The sequence below is a fragment of the Exiguobacterium sp. FD-YE-25-4 genome, assembly GCF_057004685.1.
Window position 1 is genome coordinate 426,229 of record NZ_CM168041.1, and the last position, 21,972, is coordinate 448,200.

Consider the following 21,972-nt stretch of genomic DNA (forward strand, 5'->3'; position numbering starts at 1 on the left):
AATCATATGAGGAGCGGATGATATGAATCGGAATATAGTAGTTTTGTTAGCTGTACGTGTGATTGCGAATTTCGCGGATAGTTTTTATTTTTTAGCATCGGTGTGGTACGTCAAAGACATGACGGACTCGTCTTTTTGGATTGGCGTCACGACGTTTGTAGCAATGGTGCCGGTTGCGTTTCAAGTGCTGTATGGACCGTTGATCGATCGTTACGCCAAAAAGAAATTATTGCTTTTGGCAATGGCGGTGCAGGCGATTGTCTTCACAATCCTCGCGGGTTTATATGTAATAGATGAACTGTCGGTAGGGGTCGTCATTGTCGGCTTGTTCGTCGCGACGTTGGCGAGCGAATTGAGTTATCCAACGGAGTATGCACTCGTTCCGACTCTCGTTCGGGAGGCGGACCTGCAAAAAGTCAACGCACTCTTCACGTTCACCTATCATAGTCTCGATATCTTGTGCAATGCGATTGCCGGGATTTTGCTTGCGCTTATTGGTGTCGGTCTCGTCTATACGAGTAACGCCATTCTCTATCTGTTTTTATTTGGGGCGATTGGCTTTTTGTTACGAATAAACGAAACGAAGGCCCATACACCAAGCGATTTTATGTATTTTGCTGATTTACAATTTGGGTTTCGTTACGTATGGAAACTCGGTTCGTTTCGCACGTTGATTCTTGTCTTCACGTGCCTTAACTTCATGATTTCGATCTCACTTGGCGTCCTCCCGATTTTGGCGAAGACGGAACAGGAATACGGCTTATGGCTTGCAGCCATTTCGATTGGTACGTTATTGGGAAGCGGCTTATCGATTCGATTTGGCGTTCGTTCGTTACGATGGACATTCGTCTTGGCAACCGGATTCGGTGGAGTCGCTTGGTGCATCTCGGCATTTTGGTTGAATCGTAATTTTGGCGTGACGTTGATTTGTTTTAGTATGGCTTGGGTGGCGATTGGGATGATGGGGATTCAATTTCAAACGCTTCTTCAGCGTCAAATCGAACCTGATTATTTAGGACGCGTATTGACCGTTGTCTATGCCCTTCAAGGAATATTGGCTCCGTTCGGTTATTTACTCGGTGGAGCGCTCGCGGACTGGGTTGGACACGGATTACTGTATCTCGTCGGGGCAGTTACCTTATTAGGTATGAGCCGCTATTTTTTGAGAAATTCTTTTTTGAAATCTTCTATTGCGATGCACGATCAAGCTGTGTGACGCAGACGCCGTACAGCCTTTCCGAAAAAGACTGTACGGTGCTTTGTTAAATCAACATGTCGAACAGTGAAGGCGAAAAACATGCGAAAAATTGTGGAGCATCATAAATAATCCATATCAAAAGGAGATCAAGAGAGTGAATGCACGAACCAAAATGTGGTAGGGGCTCGCCATCCTTCACGGGATTTCCGTATGATTTTCCCGCTGTTGCTGTGCGGGTTTCAGATTCTGTTAGCGAGACAAGAACAGGAAGTGTCCTTAGACGAATGAATGTTAGTCCGGTGAAGTCTAATAACCCTCATCCTGATATGGGTTCGCATATAAATCGATGTCAAACTCGGCACAGATCCGATGGGCGAATTGAATCGTCTCCAAATCAAACACAAGCGACGGTGTTTGACCGCCTTCCATTACGATTACGATGATGAATCGCGCTTTGATGTCGTCATACGCACTGTAAATGTCATCTAAAATTGGTTCTTTTCCACGAAGTTGAGCAATGATATGTTGCAGCTGATCGTTCACATCAAATGAAGGCTGATAGCCCGTACCGAGTGACCACGATGTATGTTCGCGAGGATGGGAAGAATAGCCTTTTTCACCTCGTTTGAAGGTTTCTGTAGGAATGATTCCTAGCCGACGCGTCACATCTTCGATTGAGAAATCATCGGCAAGCAGTTGGAAATAGACCAGGACTTCGGTTTGTGTAGAATTCATGAACACCCTCTTTTCTTTGTATGACAGTCTACTTGAATATAAACGATGCAATCGTAAGAAAGGAATATGAATATGACCCAACGCGAACGGTTTGATCATTTATATGAGGCAGGGAAACGTTCCACCCGGCAAGCACTTCTTCTTGGAGTGTTCATCATCTTACTCGGCGCTATTTTTTGGTTCACAGGCGAGCGTCGACTCGCTGAACTGGTATGGTTCGTCTTGTTCATTCCGGTCGTCTCGTTCGTCAAAGTGTGGGCGCGGACGAAAACGCTGCTCACGTTCAACGAGGCTCCCGACTATCGGCGTCTCGTCTGGTATGAATATTGGAGTGGGATGGCCGTGATTGCGATCTTTTGTATATTGATTGTGACGTTGCTGTTACGTCCGGAACAAGCGAATATTTTGATTCTCGTTGTGGCGTTCAATCTATTTGCGTGGATTGCCTCTTCTAAGATTGATCAAAAGCTTGCCACCATCGACCCGGAACACGTGACGCATAAAGCCTATGAACGCGGTAAAGTCGGTTTCTTTTTAAAATAAAGGCAGTCAAAAAGGAGTAGCGCGCGCTACTCCTTTTCGTTTACCCGATCGACCAATTGTTTCGCTTCAAGCAGCGACAGGTCATATTTCTCACGCAAGAATTTAACGGTCGGAATCACGCCAATCGTATCGATTTTTTCTTTAATCGACGCATGGAATTCAGCATCTTGCACGATTGGTTCGGTATGGAGTTGTTTTCGTTTCAATGCACTCATACCCTTTGCTTGTTGCGCAATGATATTGATCAAGAAGGCGTTCAAAATCAATGAGGCAGTCAACATGATCGTGTTCCAATCCATTCAACCACTCCTTTCGACTTAATCATCAATGATATCGAAACTGTAAGCATTGGTGAGCGGGTTATGGATGATCAACTCATAACTGAGCTGTTGTTCGTCCACATCGTGAGTGATGTCGACATTAAGGGCGTGTCTCTATTTTTTCTTCGATTCGCTCGAGGCGCTCCACTAAGACGTCAAACTGTTGCTGCTGATGAGCCGCGGTTTGACGATCCAACTCGAGTCGCGCGTCCGCCCGCTTCTCGTAGCGACCGATAAATCGAACAATCATCACGATGACCGCGATGAGTAACGCGAGTGGGACAAGTATTGCCAATAAACTAAATAGTAACGTCATTAAAACATTCATGCTTTTTCCTCCTTGCATTGGTAATCTTAAACCAATATATTTCATCGCGAATATTTAAACACACAATGGGATGACATATTTTTTAGCGCGCCTCAAACTAAATATCGAGACGATCATAGCTGCTTGCCGGTTCGAAGAAAACAACGGCTATGTGTAGGGAACGTTAATCTCCTGAAGATGTTGAAATGGCTCATGTACGGAAGGGTTAATTTTGATTTGATTAGGCTTCGGTTCCTATATCGTAATTCCAATACAAGATCCACTCATTGATATTGTAAGAAAACGAGCGACCATCTTCAGACGGTCGCTCATCGTCGTTCACCAACATTGCGTAAGTACCACTCCTATTTTACACTGTGCGCGTTATCATTGTACGCCACACATAATATAGTGGTGTTGGTGACGGAGCATCTTTTTTATTACAAGGTAAAAATTCTTTAATTTAATTTGCTGTTTTATTTTTTTTCAGCTTATTTTTTACTTGATTCACTAAAAAATCTAGAGTCAGACCATATAATAATCCGACTGCAATCCGGATGATATATCCCCCCCACAAAATTTCAAGAGTCGATTCATCAATTATAAAACTCCGAAATGTTTCACTGTAAGCCATATGATATAGAATTGGATCTAATCCGAAAAAAAAGAACAAGAGGCCTTTATCATCTTGATTAGTAAAGTTTAGGTAGGAGACAAATAGAGAGAGAAGGACAAACCAAAAACTAAATGTTTTAATGATTTTCATTAACAGTTCCTTTCTGAGCTCCCATTTGTATGTAATCTAGATTCAGCTCGTTTTCTAGAGGGTTCTAATAGGATTTTGCGTTGTTCAAAAAAGGCTACACATGTGACAACAACGTTCCAACTGGCTACAGCTCTTCTTTTTTCAATTTCAATTTGAATCAATGTTTTTTTGAAATGCCCAAAATCTTAGACGTTTCTTCTTGTGAAAACTTTTTCTCTAATCGAATTAACCTTATTCTTTACGACACAATATTAAGCAGTTCTTCCTGGTGCATTCAAACAACTCAACTTTTATGGTGTAATATTACACTATAAATGTAATTAGGTCAATGAAGACATAAATAGATGGGCAAGTATAAAAATGAAAATTTTACCTCTTCGGAATCTAAAAAATAGGCGGATGCCTAAAAGGAATGGATAGAGTAACGACTTGAATGAGGCATATTGGTAAATCCGTTATTAGACATTACCGTTCATCGAGCGGGATGTATCCAGGCTTGGTACGTCGCCGTTTGACATCTGAATCAAAATAATGAAATGGTGTATACATGGCCATTGAGAAATAGACCGAAACAAAGGTCTTCAAATAGAGCGGTAATTGAATAAAATCGCCTAATATTAAAACCATTAATGGGCTCACCACGACAAATAATGCAACTGTCATTATGAACTCAGTTTTGATGAACCGATACAATATGCGCATGAACAAAATGAACGGGAAATAGAAATAATAAAAGAATCGATTCACATCGTAACATCCTTTCCTGAGCGGTGCGCCCAAATTATGTATATTCGTCTTATTGAGTATAATAGGAACACCACATACAAAGAAGGAGCATTTTCATGAATCCATCAATTGCGATTATTGGAGCGGGTGTGAGCGGGTTATATGCCGCGTCGCTCTTCATCGAGAAAGGCTATGACGTCACCGTGTTCGAGGCGCGCGATCGCATCGGGGGACGAGTGTTAAGCCATGACGGCTTCGACCTCGGCCCGACCTGGTATTGGCCAGAGACGGAGACGACGATTACGCAACTGATCGAACGGCTCAATCTCCCGACATTCTCTCAATATACAGCCGGGGACTTGATGCTCGAGCGGCAGTTTGGTGTCATCGAACGCCATACGCTCCCGCCCGGTCATACCGTCCCATCGATGCGACTCTTGGGTGGAATGACGACACTGACGACGGCACTCGCTGCGACTTTGCCTGCCGGGACGATTCAACTTAATTCGACCGTCACCTCGATTCAACAGAGAGATAACGAGATGGTGATCGAGCTCGAAGCCGGACGGACAACAACGTTCGAACACGTCATCCTAGCCATCCCGCCGAGGCTCGTCTCACGCATCTCGTTTCACCCGGAACTATCGGAAACCGTGCAAACCAAACTGGCAAACACGCCGACATGGATGGCTGGACAGGCGAAAGTACTCGCCGTCTACGATCGTCCGTTTTGGCGAGAGAAGGGGCTATCCGGTCAAGGCATGAGCTGGGCCGGGGTGTTGCAGGAGATTCATGACGCTTCGCAGCCGGGCGGATTGGCCGCGTTATTCGGCTTCTTCCGGTTGTCTGCTGCCGAACGCTCGGTACTCGACCGGGACGAGCTGAATCGTCGCGTCATCGATCAACTCGTGCGACTGTTCGGAGAAGAGGCGCGCCAACCGCGTGACGTCTTATACGTCGATTGGTCGAGCGACCGGCATACGGCCACAGTCCAAGACGGGGAGCCGTTGACCGAATTCCCTGTCTATCAGCCGATCGCGCTCGATCCAGCTTGGGAAGGAATTCTCTCACTCGCCGGGACGGAGACGGACTCCTTGTTCGGCGGTCATATCGAAGGCGCGCTCCGGGCAGCGGAACGTGTCGTCGAGCAACTCTAACCAAAAATGCGTATCCTCCCGAGTCGGGACGATACGCATTTTTCATTTGAACTTTTTAATCATCAGCGCGAGCGAACGATTGATCATCGTCATCTCGTCGTCTTCGAGCACGGAGAACATCTCTTCAGCGAGCCGTTCCTCGATGGCATCGATTTGTTTCGAGTACTCCACACCGATTGGGCCGAGACGGATGAAGCTCTCGCGCAAGTTATCCGGGTTCTTCTCTTTTTGGACGAACTGACGTTGTTCGAGCACTTTGAGCACTTGGCTGACCGCACTTTTCGAGATATTCATCTTTGTGGCAATCTCGGTCGTCGTCCAGGTGTCTTGTCGTTTAAAGAGGAGTAACATCTGTTCTTGCTGGTAACTAAGTTCGAATTCATTCAACTCGGTAAAATATTTAGTGAACAACAAGTCGAGCTCGTCGATTTGACGGTACATCTCGATGACTTGCTGTTTGCGTGTATCATTCAATCGTCGTTCTCCTTTCATCGCGTGTCACGGAACGTCTGGCTCCGCACGTATAACACGATACTGCATACTAATCCGATTATACCAAACGAGATGAGGAGCGTTTGAATCGGGACGGCCAAGGCAACCAGAATCGACAGGACAGCGAACGCGATCGGCTCTAACCCGGATGCGGCGAGCGCCATGATGCTCATGACCCGTCCGATCTTGTCATGGTCGCTATGTTCTTGCATGAGTGTGACCGTCGGCAAATAGACGAGCATCAACATAAACCCGCTCGCGGCCGCAGCCAAGGCAAGGAGCGTGATGGATTGCGCCTGCGTATAGAGGAAGAAGGCCCCAATCGTCAAAAACAGGACGCGGAAGACGAAACGTCCCCGATGGACCGAGCGGAACAACAGGACGAGAAAACTCGCGGCGAACGTCCCGACAGCAAGTCCACCTTCAATCAGACTCAAGTCAAACGCATTCCCGCCCCGTTCACCGACGAGAATCGGGATGCTCATGATGAGTGGTCCCATGACGAACAAGTTGACGATAGCAATCGATAACGTCCCGCTCCGCAAAATCGGCGTGCTCGAGACGTAACGGATGCCCTCTTTCAAATCGACGATGACATGACTGAGCGACATGGCACGGGCGAGGGGGATGGAGTCACGAATCAAGCGTGGCATGATCAAGATAGTGGCGATGAAAATCAAGACAGCTGCCGTCCCAAAGCTGAGCCCGAAGCCGCCCCATGTGAGTAACGCTCCGGCGAGGAACGGGCCGAACACGAACATGAGCTCGAGTGTCCCTTGGAAGAGCGAATTGGCACGCTGCAACTCTTCTTGTTTGACGAGCGACGGAATCAAAGAAGACAACGCCGGATAGGACATGCCGTCAAGTAGTCCGAACACGATGGAGATCATAATCAAGGCGAACACCGAATACGCGTCCGCGAGATGGAGCGCCACGACCGCGACCATGAGAAGACCTTGCCCGAGGTTCGTCAAAAACAAGAGCCGACTCTTTTGGAACCGGTCGGCGAATACGCCGCCGAATATCATCATTACGACACGAGGTAACGAGACGGCGGTCATGATAATCCCGAGGAGGGCGGGTTGCTTCAGCACATCGATCGTGAGCCACGATACGCTCAAGAAGAAAATCGAGAAGCCGAGCGTGAGCGTCATGCCGGATAACCACGTGAACACGAAGCGTGTATTTCGTAGCAAATTCATAAAGAAAACCTCAGTCTTTCTGCCTTTTAATATAGTTAAGTTAACTAAACTATAAAGCGAAGTGACTGGTTCGTCAAGCGAGTAGGCTACTACAAAACAATTGTAAAAAAACGGAACTTTTTTCGTTGAAAACCGTATAGTTAGTTAAGAGGTGAATGAGATGAGTAAACAAGAACGATTACATAGCGTGAAACGAATGAATGTACAGTGGATGTTGTTACGTTTGATGTTTGCTTTGCCTACTGGGGTTCTTATCTATTATTTTTTACAAACAGATGGTAATCCCTATTTAGCCGGTGGATCAATCTTGGCCTTCACAGGAGCTGCAGGTAGGTTGTTTATAAGAGAGGGTGACTTTGTCAAAGGTCTGACAGAGTCTGAACAAGCAAAACGAATTGTCAGCATTCAATATAGGCTTGACTACTTGTTTGTCGTCATGATGGCCGTAGTTTTTCCGCTGATGATGCGACTCCACATCGTGACAAGCTTGATCCCCTTTATTCTATTTGTCGGTAGCAGTGTTTTAATTCTTTATACGCAACATAAACTCGATCAACAGTTGTCGTGGGTGGACACAGAACAACCGACTCGTCGTGAAATTCAGCGAACAAGATTCACATGGTGAGTTTGAAAAAATGAGATTAACTACAAATAAAGGAGCAGCTTATGAACAAACATGAACGCTTGACCCAGATGAGTAAAGGGCATCGAAAATCGCTTCTCATCAGGCTCGGTTTTGCGATTCCGATTGCCGTACTCGTTTTCTTCTTTTTACAGACTGAGACACAATCGATCGTATACGGAAGTTTGCTAGTGGCATCGTTATTAGCATACGGAGTGATGATTATGCGGGAAAGTCGATTCATGAGCGATTTTACGGACCGTGTCCGAGCGAAGCAGGTCATTCACATCCAATATGCGTTCGACTATATGATGATTGTTTTTCTCTGTTTCGTGTTCCCATTGCTCATGAAGCTAGAATCCGTCAGCTGGGTTCCATTTTTAGTCTTCTCTCTGACGGCTCTTGGCTTCTTGCTCGTCGAACGCCTGCTCGATGAGAAAGTAAAACGGATTGACCCGGAGCAACCGAGGCGTCGCGACGTCAAACGAGAAAGCTTTTAAGGGGGGATTCGATGACCAAACAACAACGCATCAATTTGATTTATAAAACCAATGTAAAGACGGCCGTATTTCAAAGTCTGCTCACGTTTCCGATGGTGTTTTGTCTCGTTGGATTGATTCAGTCGGATTCATGGAACGGTTGGTACGTGGCCGGCGTACTCGTCTGTCTCTTGCTGCTGGGAGGAATCTTCTTCAAGGCGAACCGAGTCGAGACCGAGTTGACTGAGCGAGAGGATGCCAAAATCATCATCGCCCGTCGGAATGGATTTGTCTTTGCGCTGTTCGTCGTATTCATTTTATCGTTTGCGCTGACGCTTAACCTTGGTTGGATGTTCGCCTGGATATTAGCTGTGGCAGTTGGTGTACTATACGGTGGCTACCGCTTGATTCGAAAACAAGACGAACGATTGAGTGACATCGACCCGGAGCATCCGATGCTGCGTGAGATTCGACTCGACAACGTCAGAGACTGAGGAGGTACTCGATGAACAGGGAAGCCCGGACTGAAGCGTTGTTACAAATCAACACGACGTATCGTCGTTTTATGATTGGGAGCAGTGTCGTCATCTTTGTGAGTGCACTCTATTTCATGATGCAGACGACTTACTCTGGCGTGATTGCGGTGGCCAGTCTCATCCCGACGTTGTTTTTCGAATGGAAACAAACCGTCCTCTATCTTCGGTTTAATGATGACTGGACGTATCGCCGTCTCATTAAGCTACAGTTTTCTTTACTCGTTTTCACGTTCATCTTATTGTTCAGTCTGATTGCACTGTTTTTAACGGGACAGATTCATCCGGACGTGTTGATGTGGGCAGTGGTCATCGGGGCACCACCTTCTGTCTTGTTACCGCTGTGGATCGATCGAAAACTGCTCAAACTCGACCCGGAACACGTCACGTCGAACATGCTGGCCAAAGCCAATCGCGAGCAACTGAAGCGTCGGCTTGATGGAATCAATGATTAGAAAAGGAATGGAATCGTATGACGAAACAACAACGGATTGACGAAATGAACCGATACCGTGAGCAAAGGAAGCTGCGACGAGACGTGATGTTCGCGCCCGTACCTGGACTTTTATTTGTCACGTTGCTCGCGGATCATATTTGGTGGGTTGGCTTAGGATTGATGGGATTGTTCGCCAGCGGTTCAATCGTGTATTTGCTGAAAGAAGGGGAGGCGTTTGCTCGTCTATCCGATCAAAGCGGAGCACGAATGGCGACGCGGAATGTCTACCGGATTTTAAGCGGATGGTACGTCTTCATCGTCGGTAGCGTGGCGAGTTATAAACTGGTGGCCCCTTGGTGGACGTGGGTTCTCGTCATTGGGATTGCCTTCCTGTTGCCGCTTCTGTATAAACGCTTCAATGAGACTGTCCGAAGCGCGGATGCAGCTCAACCGGTCCGCTCTGAATTGGCAACAGCGAGTGGATTGCTATGAAGATGTTGACGAAACAGGAACGAATCGAGCGTTTGCTCGCACATGAGGATGCGACGTGGCATTGGCGCTATTGGGGTCTCTTCTTCAACCTCATCGTCGTCGCGTTCATCTCGTATCAGACATCGATTTACTTACCGCTCATCCTATTTGCAGTGTATTTGCCACAATTGTGTGTTGCGTGGTGCAAGACGAAAGTGTTGCTGACATTTAATCCAGATCGTCGCTATCGGCGTTGGATTTATAGTGATTTCATCGTCGAATGGTTCATCTTTTTGCTTTTCCTGTGTCTGTTCGCTTGCTATCACACCGGTTTCATCACGATTTGGACACTTGGACCCATCTTGGTGATTGGCGTGATTGGTGGGGTGCTGTTCTCGCATATAATCAATCGAGCTATTCTTGATTTTGACATAGAGCATGTCACCTCTAAATCATTCAATAAAGCCAAAGTGCGACGAAATAAAGCCGGGAAAATGAGTCATTGACATAAGTCAGGGCTCATTTTTTTATGGAACGATTCGGGGCAACGGGAATCTAAAGTATATTCAGTTCGAAATGGTTGAGTGAGGTGTATTTCAATCTAAAGATGATCATTTGCAGTAAATTAATACTTTTTATAGAAACGTTTCGATTAACCATTGCATCTCTTTTTGTAAGCGCTTATACTTTTGGTATACACAGGTGAAACGTTTCGATTTACAAATCATAGATAAAGGCGGGATGGAATGAGAGCGACACAATTAGTGCAGGAGATGACAGTGGCTGAAAAGGTAGGACAGCTTGTTCAGACACTGCCATCCATTTTTTCGGATGATGAGCAAGATGTGATCACCGGACCGATTGCGGAGTTGTTGAAAGAAGACGGCATCACCGATGAGAATCGGTGGAACATCGGATCGGTCATCGGGATCAGCAACGCGAAACAAGCGCAAAAGTTGCAGGAAAGTTACTTGCGACATAATCGACTCGGCATCCCGCTCTTGTTCATGGCGGACATCATCCACGGTCACCGGACGATTTTTCCGGTCCCGCTCGCGATGGCCTGTTCTTGGGATCTTGATGAGGTCGAACGAATGGCACGCACTTCGTCTATCGAAGCGACGGCATCCGGTCTACACGTCACGTTCTCTCCGATGGCTGACTTGTCACGCGACCCGCGTTGGGGACGTGTCATGGAATCGACCGGAGAAGACGTGTGGTTGAACGGCGAGATGGCGGCGGCGTTCGTCCGCGGTTACCAGTCGGACGATTTGACGAGAGACGATACGTTGGCTGCCTGCGTCAAGCACTTCGCGGCGTATGGCGCGCCGGAAGGAGGACGCGACTACAATACGGTCGATGTATCTGACCGCGAGCTGCGTGAGTTCCATTTGCCAGCCTATAAACGAGCCCTTGAAGAGGGGGCGAAGATGGTAATGACGAGTTTCAATGTCGTCCATGGTGTTCCGGCCACGGCTAGTGAATATCTCATGCGGGATATCCTCCGCAGTGACTGGGGCTTTGAAGGTGTATTGATCTCGGACTGGACGGCAATCAAAGAACTCATCCATCATGGCGTCGCCGAGACGCTGAAGGATGCGGGCGAACTCGCACTCCGAGCTGGCGTTGATATCGATATGATGTCGGGCGCATACACGAATCATCTGGAAGCGATGCTTGCAGATGGGGTCGATGAGGCTTTACTGGATGAGGCGGTCTTGCGGATCTTGACGCTAAAAGAAGAGTTGGGTTTATTCGACAATCCTTACCGAGGGATTGATCAAGCGAAAGAGACAACGCTCCACCTTTCAGATGGGCATCGAGATCAGGCGCGTCGTCTGGCAGAAAAGAGTGCGGTCCTTTTGAAAAATGATGGTGTCCTTCCGTTACAAAAGCAACGTGTCGCGCTCATCGGACCGTTCGTCGACTCGAACGACGTGCTTGGCCCGTGGGCCGGATATGGGAAAAGAGAAGAGGCCGTGACGTTGCGGCAAGCATTTGACCGGGCTGAAATTCCTTATGTGTTTGCGGAAGGATCGACCGTCGAAAAAGAAATTGATTGGACGGAGGCTTGCCGCATCGCAGAACAGTCGGATGTCGTCATCCTGGCGCTTGGCGAAGCCTCGTGGATGAGCGGTGAAGCCGGCAGCCGTACGGACATTCGTCTTCCGAAGACACAGCGCGAAGGGCTTAAGCGTCTAAAGGCACTCGGGAAACCAGTCGTGACGATTTTATTCAATGGCCGTCCGCTCGATCTTCGCGACGTCGTCGAACATTCGGATGCGGTGCTCGAGGCTTGGTATCCAGGAACTGAAGCCGGTTCGGCGCTTGTGAACTTATTATACGGGCAAGTCAGTCCGTCGGGGAAACTGACGATGTCGTTTCCTTATAACGTCGGCCAAGTACCGATCCGCTACGACGCGTTGCGGACAGGGCGTCCGTCAGACATCGAACACGCTGATCCACGCTACACGAGCAAATATCTCGACGCACCGAATGAGCCACTCTTCCCGTTCGGATATGGCATGACATACACAACGTTTAGCTACAACGATTTCATCGTCAAAGACATGACAGGCGGCATCGTCGAGGCGACTGTCGTCATTCGAAATGATGGGGCGACGACGGCAGATGAAATTGTCCAATGGTATATCCAAGACAACATAGCCAAGGTCTCACGGCCGGTCAAACAATTGAAAGGGTACGAGAAAGTGACCCTCAAAGCCGGCGAATCCGTGACGGTGACGTTCGCCGTTGAAGGAGATATGCTCCACTATCTTCAGCCGAACGGTTCGTTTGACGCCGATCCGGGAACGTTTACGCTCTTTGTGGGCCCGAACAGCCGTGACGTATTGGCAAAATCTTTTGAACTAAAAACAAAAACGAGGTGTACGACGTGAATGTATTAACCGAACAGACAACACTAACATGCGGAGACGTGAGCCTTTCGCTCACTCCGATGGGAGACATCCGCCAATTGAAAACCGGACCGATCATGGTCAATCAGTTAATCCATCATCCATTCGATGGCTCGATGGCAAACCTTTATGTCCGACATGAGGGCGGAGTTGCCCGGCCGTTGCTGGGACTGCATTCACCTAGTGATTTCGCGGCCTCTGGTCAGGAAATCGTTTGGTCAGGACACTATCCGGAGTTTGCTTATAAAGTACGAGGGACGATCAGCGACCACGGCGTTCGCTTTGACGCTACATTCGAAGGGACAGGTCAATTCGACGTCACGTACGTCCAAGATCTCGGACTCGCTGATGAAGGCGGTGTTCGCACGAACGAAGCTTACATGGCCCAGTATATCGACTATATGAAGACGGATACGGCGCTGATGGCGCGCCAAAATCAAAAGCAGTCGACCGGGTTCCCAGCGATTCGAATGACGTCGTCCCGAGCTATCGCAGAATATGCGACGGATGGTTTTGACGTGTATGGCACATCCTATAAATTGACCGGGCGAGCCGCAGGACTAGACGGTGCACTGCCTTCCCGTGTCTATCAATATGAGTTCGCCTTGCCGACACTTCGGACTGAACCGTTAGACATGGGGACGGACCGAGAAATCGCATTCGAATTGTCATTGGTTCAAAATCATCCGGAAGCGCTGACAGAGCAATCGATCAAGCATTTCGCAACGATTGAAGCGGGAGCACCCGTCGAACAAACAGTACGTCCTCGTCCGTATCTTCGCCAATCGTTCCAATCAATCAGTGGCGGTGGGCTCGCGATGAGCGAAATCGAGCGCCTCTATCCGGTGCGACGACTCGAAGAGACAGAGGGTGGACAGCTCTTGTCCTTCTTCACAGAAGAGGGTTCGCACGTCGTCTTAGCGGCGAAAGAGCATCTCGTTGAGCGGAGTCACGGCAACATCTTATTGAACGCCGGGAGTCTGATGCCGGACGAGTCGAAGCTCGCCACGACCGTATTCATGAACGGTGTCTTCAACTCACATATTGTTTACGGCAATACAAACTTCAACAAATGGACGACTAACGTCCGAAATCCACTCAATGTCCCGAAAACATCGGGACAACGCATCTATGTCGAGATGGACGGGGCATACCATTTGCTGACGATGCCGAGCCTGTTCGAGATGCGTCTGAACGAGGCCGTATGGCGCTACGATTTGGACGGGGAGACGATTATCGTCCGTACGTCCATCGCCTCAGGTGCTCCTGTCATCAAGACGACCGTCGAATCGTCGCAACCGCGACGGTTCGTCATGAGTCACCAGGTCGCGATGAACACGCAAGAGTACGTCGTTCCGTTCCGTATGGAGCAGACGGACAACCGGCTCCTATTCAAGGCGGACGAAACGGCAGACAGCGCCGGTATACGGCCTGATTTGACATATGCAATCGAGAGCAATCAGCCGTTTGAGCTCCTCAAAACGTCGGATTGGTTCGACCAACCGTTCGAGGACGATCTTGTTTGGATGTCATACGAACCAAGCGAGCGCGTGACGGTGCATCTTGGTTTGGCGAATCACAGCCCGTTTGAGCTAGACGAAAAGCAGGAGCGGAATGCTTACCGAATGTGGATGGATAGCTATATGAACGGTTTCACGCTTAAAGGCGAGGCATCTGACATCGAGGCGTTGAATATTCAAGCGCTATGGTACGTCCAAAACATGCGGGTGCACTATCAGTCACCACACGGCCTTGAGCAATACGGTGGAGCTGCCTGGGGTACCCGGGACGTTTCACAAGGGCCGATGGAGTTCTTGCTTGCGACCGGTCATTTTGAAGAGGCGCGAAAACTCTTGCTTGTGATTTTCAGCCATCAATTTAAGGACGGAGATTGGCCGCAATGGTTCATGTTCGATGAATATGCGGGTATCCAACAAGAGGATAGCCATGGTGATGTCATCGTTTGGCCGCTCAAGGCATTGTCGGATTACTTGGCCCGAACTGAGGACGTGACATGTCTAGACGAAATAATTCCGTTCCGCGACCGTGACGGAAAGACAGAAGCGGACGCTTCACTGTATTCGCACGTGGAACGAGCACTTGGATTCATTGAAGATCACTTTGTCGAAGGTTCTGTCTTCTCAGCCTACGGTGGAGGAGACTGGGACGACACGCTCCAACCAGCCGATGAAGATTTGAAACGTCACCTCATCAGTTCATGGACGGTCACATTGACGTACCAAGCGTTCCGTCAGTTGCACGAACAGTTGCCGGCGTCACATTTGGCAGATCGCTTAGGTGAGTTGAGCCAAGCAATTCGGAAGCAGTTCACAGACGAGATGATTCGGGACGGGGTTATCGCAGGATTCTTAAAAGAAGTTGATGGACGCTTCGAGACGATGCTTCATCCGTCCGACAAGACGCTGCCAATGCGCTACCGCTTGTTGCCAATGACGCGCAGTGTCATCGCTGAACTTGTCGATCAAGACCAGATGACACGCAACTTTGATTTGATCGCCACGCATTTGACGTTCCCGGACGGAGTCCGTCTCATGAACCGACCTGCCGAGTATCGGGGCGGAGTCAGCCGTCACTTTATGCGGGCTGAACAGGCAGCGAACTTTGGTCGTGAGATCGGGCTGCAGTACGTGCATGCTCACATCCGCTACATCGAGGCGCTGGCGAAGGCGGGGCTACGCGAGAAGATTCGTCCGGCTTTCAATATGATCAACCCGGTCCGGATGGACGAAGTGAAGAATGCCGCACCGAGACAACGAAACGCCTACTTCAGTAGTTCGGACGGAGATTTCGCTGACCGCTATGCGGCGGAGTCACAGTTCGGCCGCTTGAAAGATGGAACGGTACCCGTGAAAGCGGGATGGCGCATTTATTCGAGTGGACCGGGAATCTGGTTCAACCAACTCGTCTCGAACTACCTGGGGATTCGTCTCGGGACAACCCATGTCGAGTTCGATCCGATCGTGGATGCGGACACATATGTGCAGATCCGCTTGTTCGGTACGGAGACGATGGTCCAGTTCCGTATGGGTGAGCCGAGTATTACGCTGAATGGTCAGAGGTTGAACGGTCACACCCTAACGAATCCATATCGCGAAGCAGGACAGCGTGTCGAAAAAGATGAATTTTTGCGCTACGCCAAGGAAAAGAATGAGTTAGTGATTACGGTGAAGGGGTGACGAATTCGTCACCCTTTTCTTAATAGGAGGACCATATGGACGCAAAACAAGTGAGCACGGTCTATCAAGTATATCCAAAGAGTTTTCAAGACAGCGACGGCGATGGGGTCGGTGATTTACAAGGAGTGATCAGTCGCCTCGACTATTTAAGCTGGCTCGGGGTAGAGATGATTTGGTTGAATCCGGTTTACGTCTCGCCCGGTTACGATAATGGCTATGACGTCGCAGACTATACACGAATCGATCCTCTGTTCGGGTCGATGGATGACATGGACGAGTTGATTCATGAAGCACGTGGCAGAGGAATCGGCATCATGATGGACATCGTCGCCAACCACACGTCGCATCAGCATGAGTGGTTCCTTCAATCCGAACGTGACCCGGAAGGAGCGTTCGGTAATTTCTACATTTGGTGTGATACGCCGAATGAATGGAGCTCGTTCTTCGGGGGCGGGACGTGGACGTACTCACCGATCCGGGGCCAGTACTACTTCCATGCATTCGCTCCGGAACAACCAGATTTGAATTGGGGGAACGAGCAAGTACGTAAGGAGATGGCGGCGGTCTTAGCGTTTTGGGTCGAGCGCGGGGTGACTGGTTTTCGGTTTGATGTCATTGATTTGATTGGCAAAGACGTCAATCGAAAGCAATGGCTCGACTTTCCGTTGATGCGCCGTTACTTGAAAGATTTAGTGGCGCAAGTTGACACCTCTTCCTTGTTGCTTGTCGGAGAAGCTGGAGGATTGACTCCGAACGAAATTCTAACTTTGCAACGGGACGGTTCGCTCGACGTCGTCTTCAATTTTGAAGTATGTGCCCTCGATGAGCAGGCAGGACAAGGCAAATGGAAGCTCGCTCCGTTCGAGCCGTCGAGGCTAAAAACCACGCTCGATACGTGGCAACGAGCGTTTGCGGTGGAAGGACGCAATAGCCTGTTTTGGAATAACCATGACCAGCCGCGTGTCATTTCACGATGGTATGACGATGACGAGCGGGCTGCGAAGATGCTCGCGGTCCTCCTATACGGATTAAAAGGAATCCCGTTTCTGTATCAAGGAGAAGAGGTCGGGATGACGAACGGTATGATTGCGACAGAGGAGTATCAAGACATCGAGACGCTAAATTATTTGCGGGCGGGTGGAACGCTTGATGCCGTTCGCATGAAAGGACGTGACCATGCCCGGATTCCGATGGCATGGGGCGAAGGGACGGACTCGTTCAGCACGGGAACACCGTGGCTTCGATCAGCTCACGACGAAGCAGGCAGGGACGTCGCGACGATGCGTTCAGATAAAACGAGTCTGCTTCATCTGTACCGAGAATTGATTGCGCTACGCCGGACAAATCGACTGCTTCGAGACGGAGCTTATGAACTCGTACCGACCGAGGAGCGGCTATATGTGTACCGCCGCATCATCGATGGGGAGCCTCCACTTCTTGTCGTCGCAAATTTGTCTCAAGATACGCTGCCGATGCCCAGTGGTTGCGGGGAACGTTTGGTTTCGACAGAGCAGGTTGAGGCGCCAATGCTACGGCCGTATGAAGCATTCATATGTTATAATTTTTGACAGAAGGAAGTGAGGAAATGGCAGGAATTAAAGACATCGCAAAAGAGGCTGGCGTTTCGATATCGACCGTCTCATATGCGCTAAACGGCAGTCCGAAAGTGACAGAAAAGACGAGGCAACGCATCATTAAAATCGCCGAAGAGTTGAACTACGTGCCGAACGCCGCGGCGAGGACGCTAAAAACGAGAAAGACACATATTATCGGAGCGTTTTTAGGCGATTATTCCGGGTCGTTCTATGGAGAGTTATTAAAAGGCATCAACCAAGAGCTGTCTGATACGGGCTATGAGTTGATTGTTTGTAACGGTCCCGAATCACATCGTCTGATGACCGAACGCATGGTGGATGGGGCGCTCATCTTAGGGCATCGCTTCACCCAAGAACAGATTTTAGAGTTCGCGGACCGAGGGCACCCGCTGACGATGCTCGACCGTGAGATTGAGCATCCGAACATCAGTTGTGTGCTGCTCGATAATCAGATTGGGATGAATCAAGAGATGGACGCCATCTTAGAGACCAACCCTGGACAAATCCATCTTGTGAACGGACCGGTCGGCAATCATGATGCTGTCGAACGACGGAAAGTTGTCGTTGATCGCGCGAACGCGGCTGGGGTAACCGTCCGGGAATGGACCGGTGAATTCACGAAACGGTCAGGCATTCGGGCAGCGAGTGACTTACTTGAAGTGCTCGAAGAAGGGGACGCCATCATGTGTTTAAATGATGACATGGCGCTCGGGGTTTATGACGTCTTGCAAAACTCTTCTTTCAGAATCGGGGAAGACATTTCGCTCGTTGGCTTTGATAAACTCGAGATTACAAACTATACACAGCCTCGGATCGCAAGCGTCAGCTATTCGAAGCCTGACTGGGGCAAGAAGGCGGCTCGCGCGTTACTCCAACTGATTGAAGAGAAAGAAAATTCAAAAGAGACGATTCCTTCAAAGTTCATGAAAGACGCCTCGATTCGAAAAAAAAGTAATAAAAGATAAAATACGTATTGTAAGCGGATACATTGTGAACTATAATGTTTATAGAAACGTTTAACCTGTTGATTTGCAGTAAAACCTTTGTATAAACATTATTTTTTTACACGATAATCGAAACGTTTCGATTATCGAGAAACGGAGGAATTCAGATGAAGAAATTAGGGTTAGCAGCGGTAGCGGGCACGGTAATCATTTCAGGTCTATTGGCGGGATGTTCTTCTGGATCGAGCGGCGATGACGCAAATACCATCACAGTTTGGGCGATGGGTGAGGAAGGAAAAGCTTTGCCGAAACTAGCAGAACAATATGAAAAAGAAAACGAAGGCGTTAACGTCAAAGTACAAGCAATCCCTTGGGATACAGCGCATGATAAACTGTTGACTGCGGTCGCTTCGAAAAATGGTCCAGATGTCGTTCAAATGGGAACGTCTTGGATGCCTGAATTCGTAGAGGCGGGAGCACTCGCGAATATGAAAGATTTCGTAAAAGATTACCCGGAACTTGATCCATCAAACTTTTATGAAGGATCGGTTGAAACGGTTCAATTCGAGGACGGTCTTTACGGGGCACCTTGGTATGTCGACACACGTGTTCTTTATTATCGGAAAGACGCACTTGAAAAAGTAGGTTACCCAGAAGCGCCAAAAACGTGGGATGAATTAGAAGACGCTTCGAAAAAACTTGCGGCTCGTGACGGGGAAGACATGTACGGGATTACGTTGGACACGAACGACCAAATGCTATCGTTCATGTTCGCTCGTCAAAACGGTTCAGAGCTGTTAACAGAAAATCAAGAGCCGCTCTTTGATCAACCAGAATTCATCGAAAGCGCAGAATATTTAACAAACTACTTCACAGAAGGATATGCACCAGTCGATTTAGGGCTTGATGTTGTGCAGGCGTTCGGGGCAGAAGAACCGAACGTGCCGATGTTCATCAGTGGACCATGGATGATTAACATTATCAATGATCAAATGCCTGACATTGAAGAGAAGTGGGGTACAGCCGTTCTTCCAGCGAAAGAAAATAATATCTCGTTCCTTGGAGGATCGAACTTAAGTATTTTTGAAAGCAGTGAGAAGAAAGACGAAGCCGCGAAGTTTATCGCATATATGAGTAAACCAGAAACACAGACAGAGTGGATGGAGATGACGAAGTCACTTCCATCGACAAAAGCGACATGGGCAGAGAACGAAACGCTCAAAAACGATGAGAAACTCAAAACATTCGGTGAGCAGATGGAAGCGGCAGAGCCGATGCCGATGATGACAACGTGGGAAAAAGTAGCGCAAACATATTTGCAGAGCTTTGAGAAAATGTATCGCGGTGCGGCTACTGTAGAAGATGAAGTTAAGGTGTTCCAAGAAAAAGCGAAGTCGATTTTAAAATAAACGGAGGGGTACACCCCCTCTCGTTTAATTAAAGGAGAACCTTATGAAACAATTTCTTAATGATCGAGCGCCATACTTGCTCGTCGCGCCGACCGTTCTCTTGTTACTCATGTTCTCGATCATGCCGTTATTCATCGCTTTTTTCATGAGTTTTACAGACATGGATTTGGCGGGAATTGCGAACTGGGCAAACATTGAATGGATCGGACTCACCAACTACATTGAAATCTTCAAAGATGAAGTGTTCATCCAAGCGTTATTGAACACGATCGTTTATGTCGTTATTGGGGTACCGATTGTGATCGGTCTTTCGCTCGCGATTGCGATGGCAATCAATTTCGGGACTGGCAAAGTCTTCGAATGGTTCCGTGTCGTCTTTTATATGCCGTCGATCACGAACGTTGTAGCGGTCGCGGTCGTTTGGGGATTCTTGTTTAATCCGCAGTATGGTCTCTTCAATTTCCTGTTAAATACAATCGGCCTTCCAGATGTCCCGTGGCTACAAGATCCGTTTATCGCTAAATTATCGTTGATCATGCTTGCCGTATGGCGTGCGGTCGGAATCAATATGATTATTTTCTTGGCAGCTCTTCAAGGGATTCCACGCACGTACTATGAAGCGGCAGCGTTAGATGGGGCAAGTACGTTCCAGCAAATGTTCAAGATTACAATTCCGTTGCTCCGATATGCGATTTTCTTCGTAACGGTGACAACTTTGATTGGATGGATTCAGTTCTTCGAAGAACCGCTCATCATGACCGAGGGGGGACCACTCAATTCGACGACGTCACTCGCGTTGTTTATATACAACAACGGTTTCCAGCTCAGTAACTTCGGTTATGCGGCTGCCGGATCGGTCGTGTTGTTCATTCTGATCATTACGGTGACACTCATTCAGTTCCGTCTTCAAAAGAACGAAAACAACTATTAAGGAGGGGCATTCATGATTCCAAATGAAAAACCGGTAGCCGTGAATGTGAAGCGGGAGAAATTCTCGCCACTTCCCGACTTAAACCATAAACGAAAAGCCAAACTCTCGCAGTTGCTCGTCGCGCTTGTTTTGACCGTCCTCGGTATCGCTTTTATGTTGCCGTTCTTCTGGATGGTGATCTCGTCCTTTAAGACGGATGCGGAAATCTTGGCGCTACCGCTGACGATCCTACCGGAAAATGTGACGTTCGAACATTACATCGATTTATTCGTGAATTTAAACTTTTTAACGTATTTGAAGAACACGTTGTTGATTGTACTCGCATCATTTTTCGGTTTATTGCTCACAGCAATGGCCGGTTATGCGTTTGCGAAGCATAAGTTTAAGGGGAGTAACATCTTGTTCGTCGGTGTCTTGGCGACAATGATGATTCCAGGACAGGTTACGATGATTCCCGTTTATTTGATGCTCAATCAAATGGGTCTGACGAACACCATGATGGGGATTGTCCTCCCCGGTCTCGTTGGTGCGTTCGGGGTATTCTTGTTCCGACAGTTCATGACGACGATTCCAGAGGAAATGCTGGAAGCGGCTCGCTTGGATGGAGCGAGTGAGTTTCGAATTTTCTTCTCAATCGTCTTGCCGATGTCAAAACCGATTTTGGCGGTACAAGGAATTTTGACTTTCATCGGTGCTTGGAACAGCTTCTTGTGGCCGCTTATTATCGCCAATGATGAAGCTCTTTACACACTGTCAGTTGGATTAGCGCTTCTACAGGGGCAACATGGTGGAAACTACGCCTTACAGATGGCTGGGGCCACATTCATGGTTGTGCCGATTATCATTATCTTTATGATTTTCCAAAAGCATATCATCGAAGGATACAATATATCTGGAATGAAGTGAACCTTACGCCATGTAAGGTTCTTTTTTTATACTCAGGACATCGGTCCTTTATGCTAAAGTGTGTGGGGAGTAAGCTTAACACGTA

The 21,972-nt window shown here is 48.3% G+C and carries 22 protein-coding genes; 16 read left to right on the forward strand and 6 right to left on the reverse strand.

Going from position 1 to position 21,972, the window contains the following annotated elements; all coding sequences use genetic code 11:
• Positions 1–22: 22 nt before the first annotated feature.
• Positions 23–1,216 carry an MFS transporter gene (locus tag AC13H5_RS02220; RefSeq protein WP_214824407.1) on the forward strand — a complete coding sequence of 398 codons (1,194 nt, stop codon included), beginning with the start codon at positions 23–25 and terminating at the stop codon, positions 1,214–1,216.
• Between the two features lie 288 nt (positions 1,217–1,504).
• Here the strand turns inward: AC13H5_RS02220 and AC13H5_RS02225 are convergent, their stop codons facing one another.
• A complete protein-coding gene (locus AC13H5_RS02225) occupies positions 1,505–1,933 on the reverse strand; it encodes a DUF4279 domain-containing protein (protein WP_214824414.1) in 429 nt (142 codons plus the stop codon).
• Positions 1,934–2,005: 72 nt separating this feature from the next.
• Here AC13H5_RS02225 and AC13H5_RS02230 point away from each other — a divergent pair, with 72 nt between their 5' ends.
• Positions 2,006–2,476 (forward strand): hypothetical protein, encoded by a 471-nt coding sequence (locus AC13H5_RS02230; RefSeq protein WP_214824417.1) that lies wholly within the window; start codon positions 2,006–2,008, stop codon positions 2,474–2,476.
• A gap of 26 nt (positions 2,477–2,502) precedes the next feature.
• On the opposite strand, the gene AC13H5_RS02235 is transcribed toward AC13H5_RS02230, so the two are convergent.
• The 3 genes from AC13H5_RS02235 to AC13H5_RS02245 all read right to left on the reverse strand — a co-directional run bounded on the left by AC13H5_RS02235 (position 2,503) and on the right by AC13H5_RS02245 (position 3,869).
• Entirely contained in the window at positions 2,503–2,775 is a 273-nt protein-coding gene (locus tag AC13H5_RS02235; RefSeq protein WP_483546221.1) for a hypothetical protein, read from the reverse strand.
• A gap of 121 nt (positions 2,776–2,896) precedes the next feature.
• Entirely contained in the window at positions 2,897–3,124 is a 228-nt protein-coding gene (locus AC13H5_RS02240; protein ID WP_214754632.1) for a hypothetical protein, read from the reverse strand.
• A gap of 442 nt (positions 3,125–3,566) precedes the next feature.
• Entirely contained in the window at positions 3,567–3,869 is a 303-nt protein-coding gene (locus tag AC13H5_RS02245; protein ID WP_483546222.1) for a hypothetical protein, read from the reverse strand.
• Positions 3,870–4,711: 842 nt separating this feature from the next.
• Here AC13H5_RS02245 and AC13H5_RS02250 point away from each other — a divergent pair.
• The gene (locus tag AC13H5_RS02250) at positions 4,712–5,752 is read left to right on the forward strand and encodes a flavin monoamine oxidase family protein (RefSeq protein ID WP_483546223.1); all 1,041 of its coding nucleotides are present in this window, start codon (positions 4,712–4,714) and stop codon (positions 5,750–5,752) included.
• A 42-nt stretch (positions 5,753–5,794) separates the two neighbouring features.
• On the opposite strand, the gene AC13H5_RS02255 is transcribed toward AC13H5_RS02250, so the two are convergent.
• Together AC13H5_RS02255 and AC13H5_RS02260 are read right to left on the reverse strand one after the other, a co-directional pair.
• Entirely contained in the window at positions 5,795–6,226 is a 432-nt protein-coding gene (locus tag AC13H5_RS02255; RefSeq protein WP_483546224.1) for a MarR family winged helix-turn-helix transcriptional regulator, read from the reverse strand.
• 14 nt (positions 6,227–6,240) lie between these two features.
• Positions 6,241–7,446 carry an MFS transporter gene (locus AC13H5_RS02260; protein WP_483546225.1) on the reverse strand — a complete coding sequence of 402 codons (1,206 nt, stop codon included), beginning with the start codon at positions 7,444–7,446 and terminating at the stop codon, positions 6,241–6,243.
• Positions 7,447–7,606: 160 nt separating this feature from the next.
• Between AC13H5_RS02260 and AC13H5_RS02265 the strand changes: the two genes are divergently transcribed.
• The 13 genes from AC13H5_RS02265 (at position 7,607) to AC13H5_RS02325 (ending at position 21,887) form a co-directional block, all read left to right on the forward strand.
• The gene (locus AC13H5_RS02265; protein WP_483546226.1) at positions 7,607–8,071 is read left to right on the forward strand and encodes a hypothetical protein; all 465 of its coding nucleotides are present in this window, start codon (positions 7,607–7,609) and stop codon (positions 8,069–8,071) included.
• Between the two features lie 41 nt (positions 8,072–8,112).
• Positions 8,113–8,568 carry a hypothetical protein gene (locus AC13H5_RS02270; RefSeq protein WP_483546227.1) on the forward strand — a complete coding sequence of 152 codons (456 nt, stop codon included), beginning with the start codon at positions 8,113–8,115 and terminating at the stop codon, positions 8,566–8,568.
• An 11-nt stretch (positions 8,569–8,579) separates the two neighbouring features.
• Positions 8,580–9,041 (forward strand): hypothetical protein, encoded by a 462-nt coding sequence (locus AC13H5_RS02275; RefSeq protein ID WP_483546228.1) that lies wholly within the window; start codon positions 8,580–8,582, stop codon positions 9,039–9,041.
• An 11-nt stretch (positions 9,042–9,052) separates the two neighbouring features.
• Positions 9,053–9,535, forward strand: a complete 483-nt coding sequence (locus tag AC13H5_RS02280) for a hypothetical protein (protein ID WP_483546229.1) — start codon at positions 9,053–9,055, stop codon at positions 9,533–9,535.
• 17 nt (positions 9,536–9,552) lie between these two features.
• Positions 9,553–10,008, forward strand: a complete 456-nt coding sequence (locus tag AC13H5_RS02285; RefSeq protein ID WP_483546230.1) for a hypothetical protein — start codon at positions 9,553–9,555, stop codon at positions 10,006–10,008.
• On the forward strand, positions 10,005–10,493 hold the full coding sequence (locus AC13H5_RS02290; protein ID WP_214824448.1) for a hypothetical protein: 489 nt from the start codon (positions 10,005–10,007) through the stop codon (positions 10,491–10,493). Before AC13H5_RS02285 ends, AC13H5_RS02290 begins: the two co-directional genes overlap by 4 nt.
• A gap of 240 nt (positions 10,494–10,733) precedes the next feature.
• Positions 10,734–12,887 carry a glycoside hydrolase family 3 N-terminal domain-containing protein gene (locus AC13H5_RS02295; RefSeq protein ID WP_483546231.1) on the forward strand — a complete coding sequence of 718 codons (2,154 nt, stop codon included), beginning with the start codon at positions 10,734–10,736 and terminating at the stop codon, positions 12,885–12,887.
• Positions 12,884–16,102, forward strand: coding sequence for a GH36-type glycosyl hydrolase domain-containing protein (locus AC13H5_RS02300; RefSeq protein WP_483546232.1), 3,219 nt, complete (start codon positions 12,884–12,886; stop codon positions 16,100–16,102). Before AC13H5_RS02295 ends, AC13H5_RS02300 begins: the two co-directional genes overlap by 4 nt.
• A 35-nt stretch (positions 16,103–16,137) precedes the next feature.
• The gene (locus tag AC13H5_RS02305) at positions 16,138–17,670 is read left to right on the forward strand and encodes an alpha-glucosidase (RefSeq protein ID WP_483546233.1); all 1,533 of its coding nucleotides are present in this window, start codon (positions 16,138–16,140) and stop codon (positions 17,668–17,670) included.
• A 17-nt stretch (positions 17,671–17,687) separates the two neighbouring features.
• Positions 17,688–18,662, forward strand: coding sequence for a LacI family DNA-binding transcriptional regulator (locus AC13H5_RS02310; RefSeq protein ID WP_215192529.1), 975 nt, complete (start codon positions 17,688–17,690; stop codon positions 18,660–18,662).
• Positions 18,663–18,808: 146 nt separating this feature from the next.
• On the forward strand, positions 18,809–20,050 hold the full coding sequence (locus AC13H5_RS02315) for a sugar ABC transporter substrate-binding protein (protein WP_215192527.1): 1,242 nt from the start codon (positions 18,809–18,811) through the stop codon (positions 20,048–20,050).
• A 43-nt stretch (positions 20,051–20,093) separates the two neighbouring features.
• On the forward strand, positions 20,094–20,981 hold the full coding sequence (locus tag AC13H5_RS02320; RefSeq protein WP_034781489.1) for a carbohydrate ABC transporter permease: 888 nt from the start codon (positions 20,094–20,096) through the stop codon (positions 20,979–20,981).
• Positions 20,982–20,993: 12 nt separating this feature from the next.
• Entirely contained in the window at positions 20,994–21,887 is an 894-nt protein-coding gene (locus AC13H5_RS02325) for a carbohydrate ABC transporter permease (protein ID WP_152567792.1), read from the forward strand.
• Positions 21,888–21,972 lie beyond the last annotated feature (85 nt).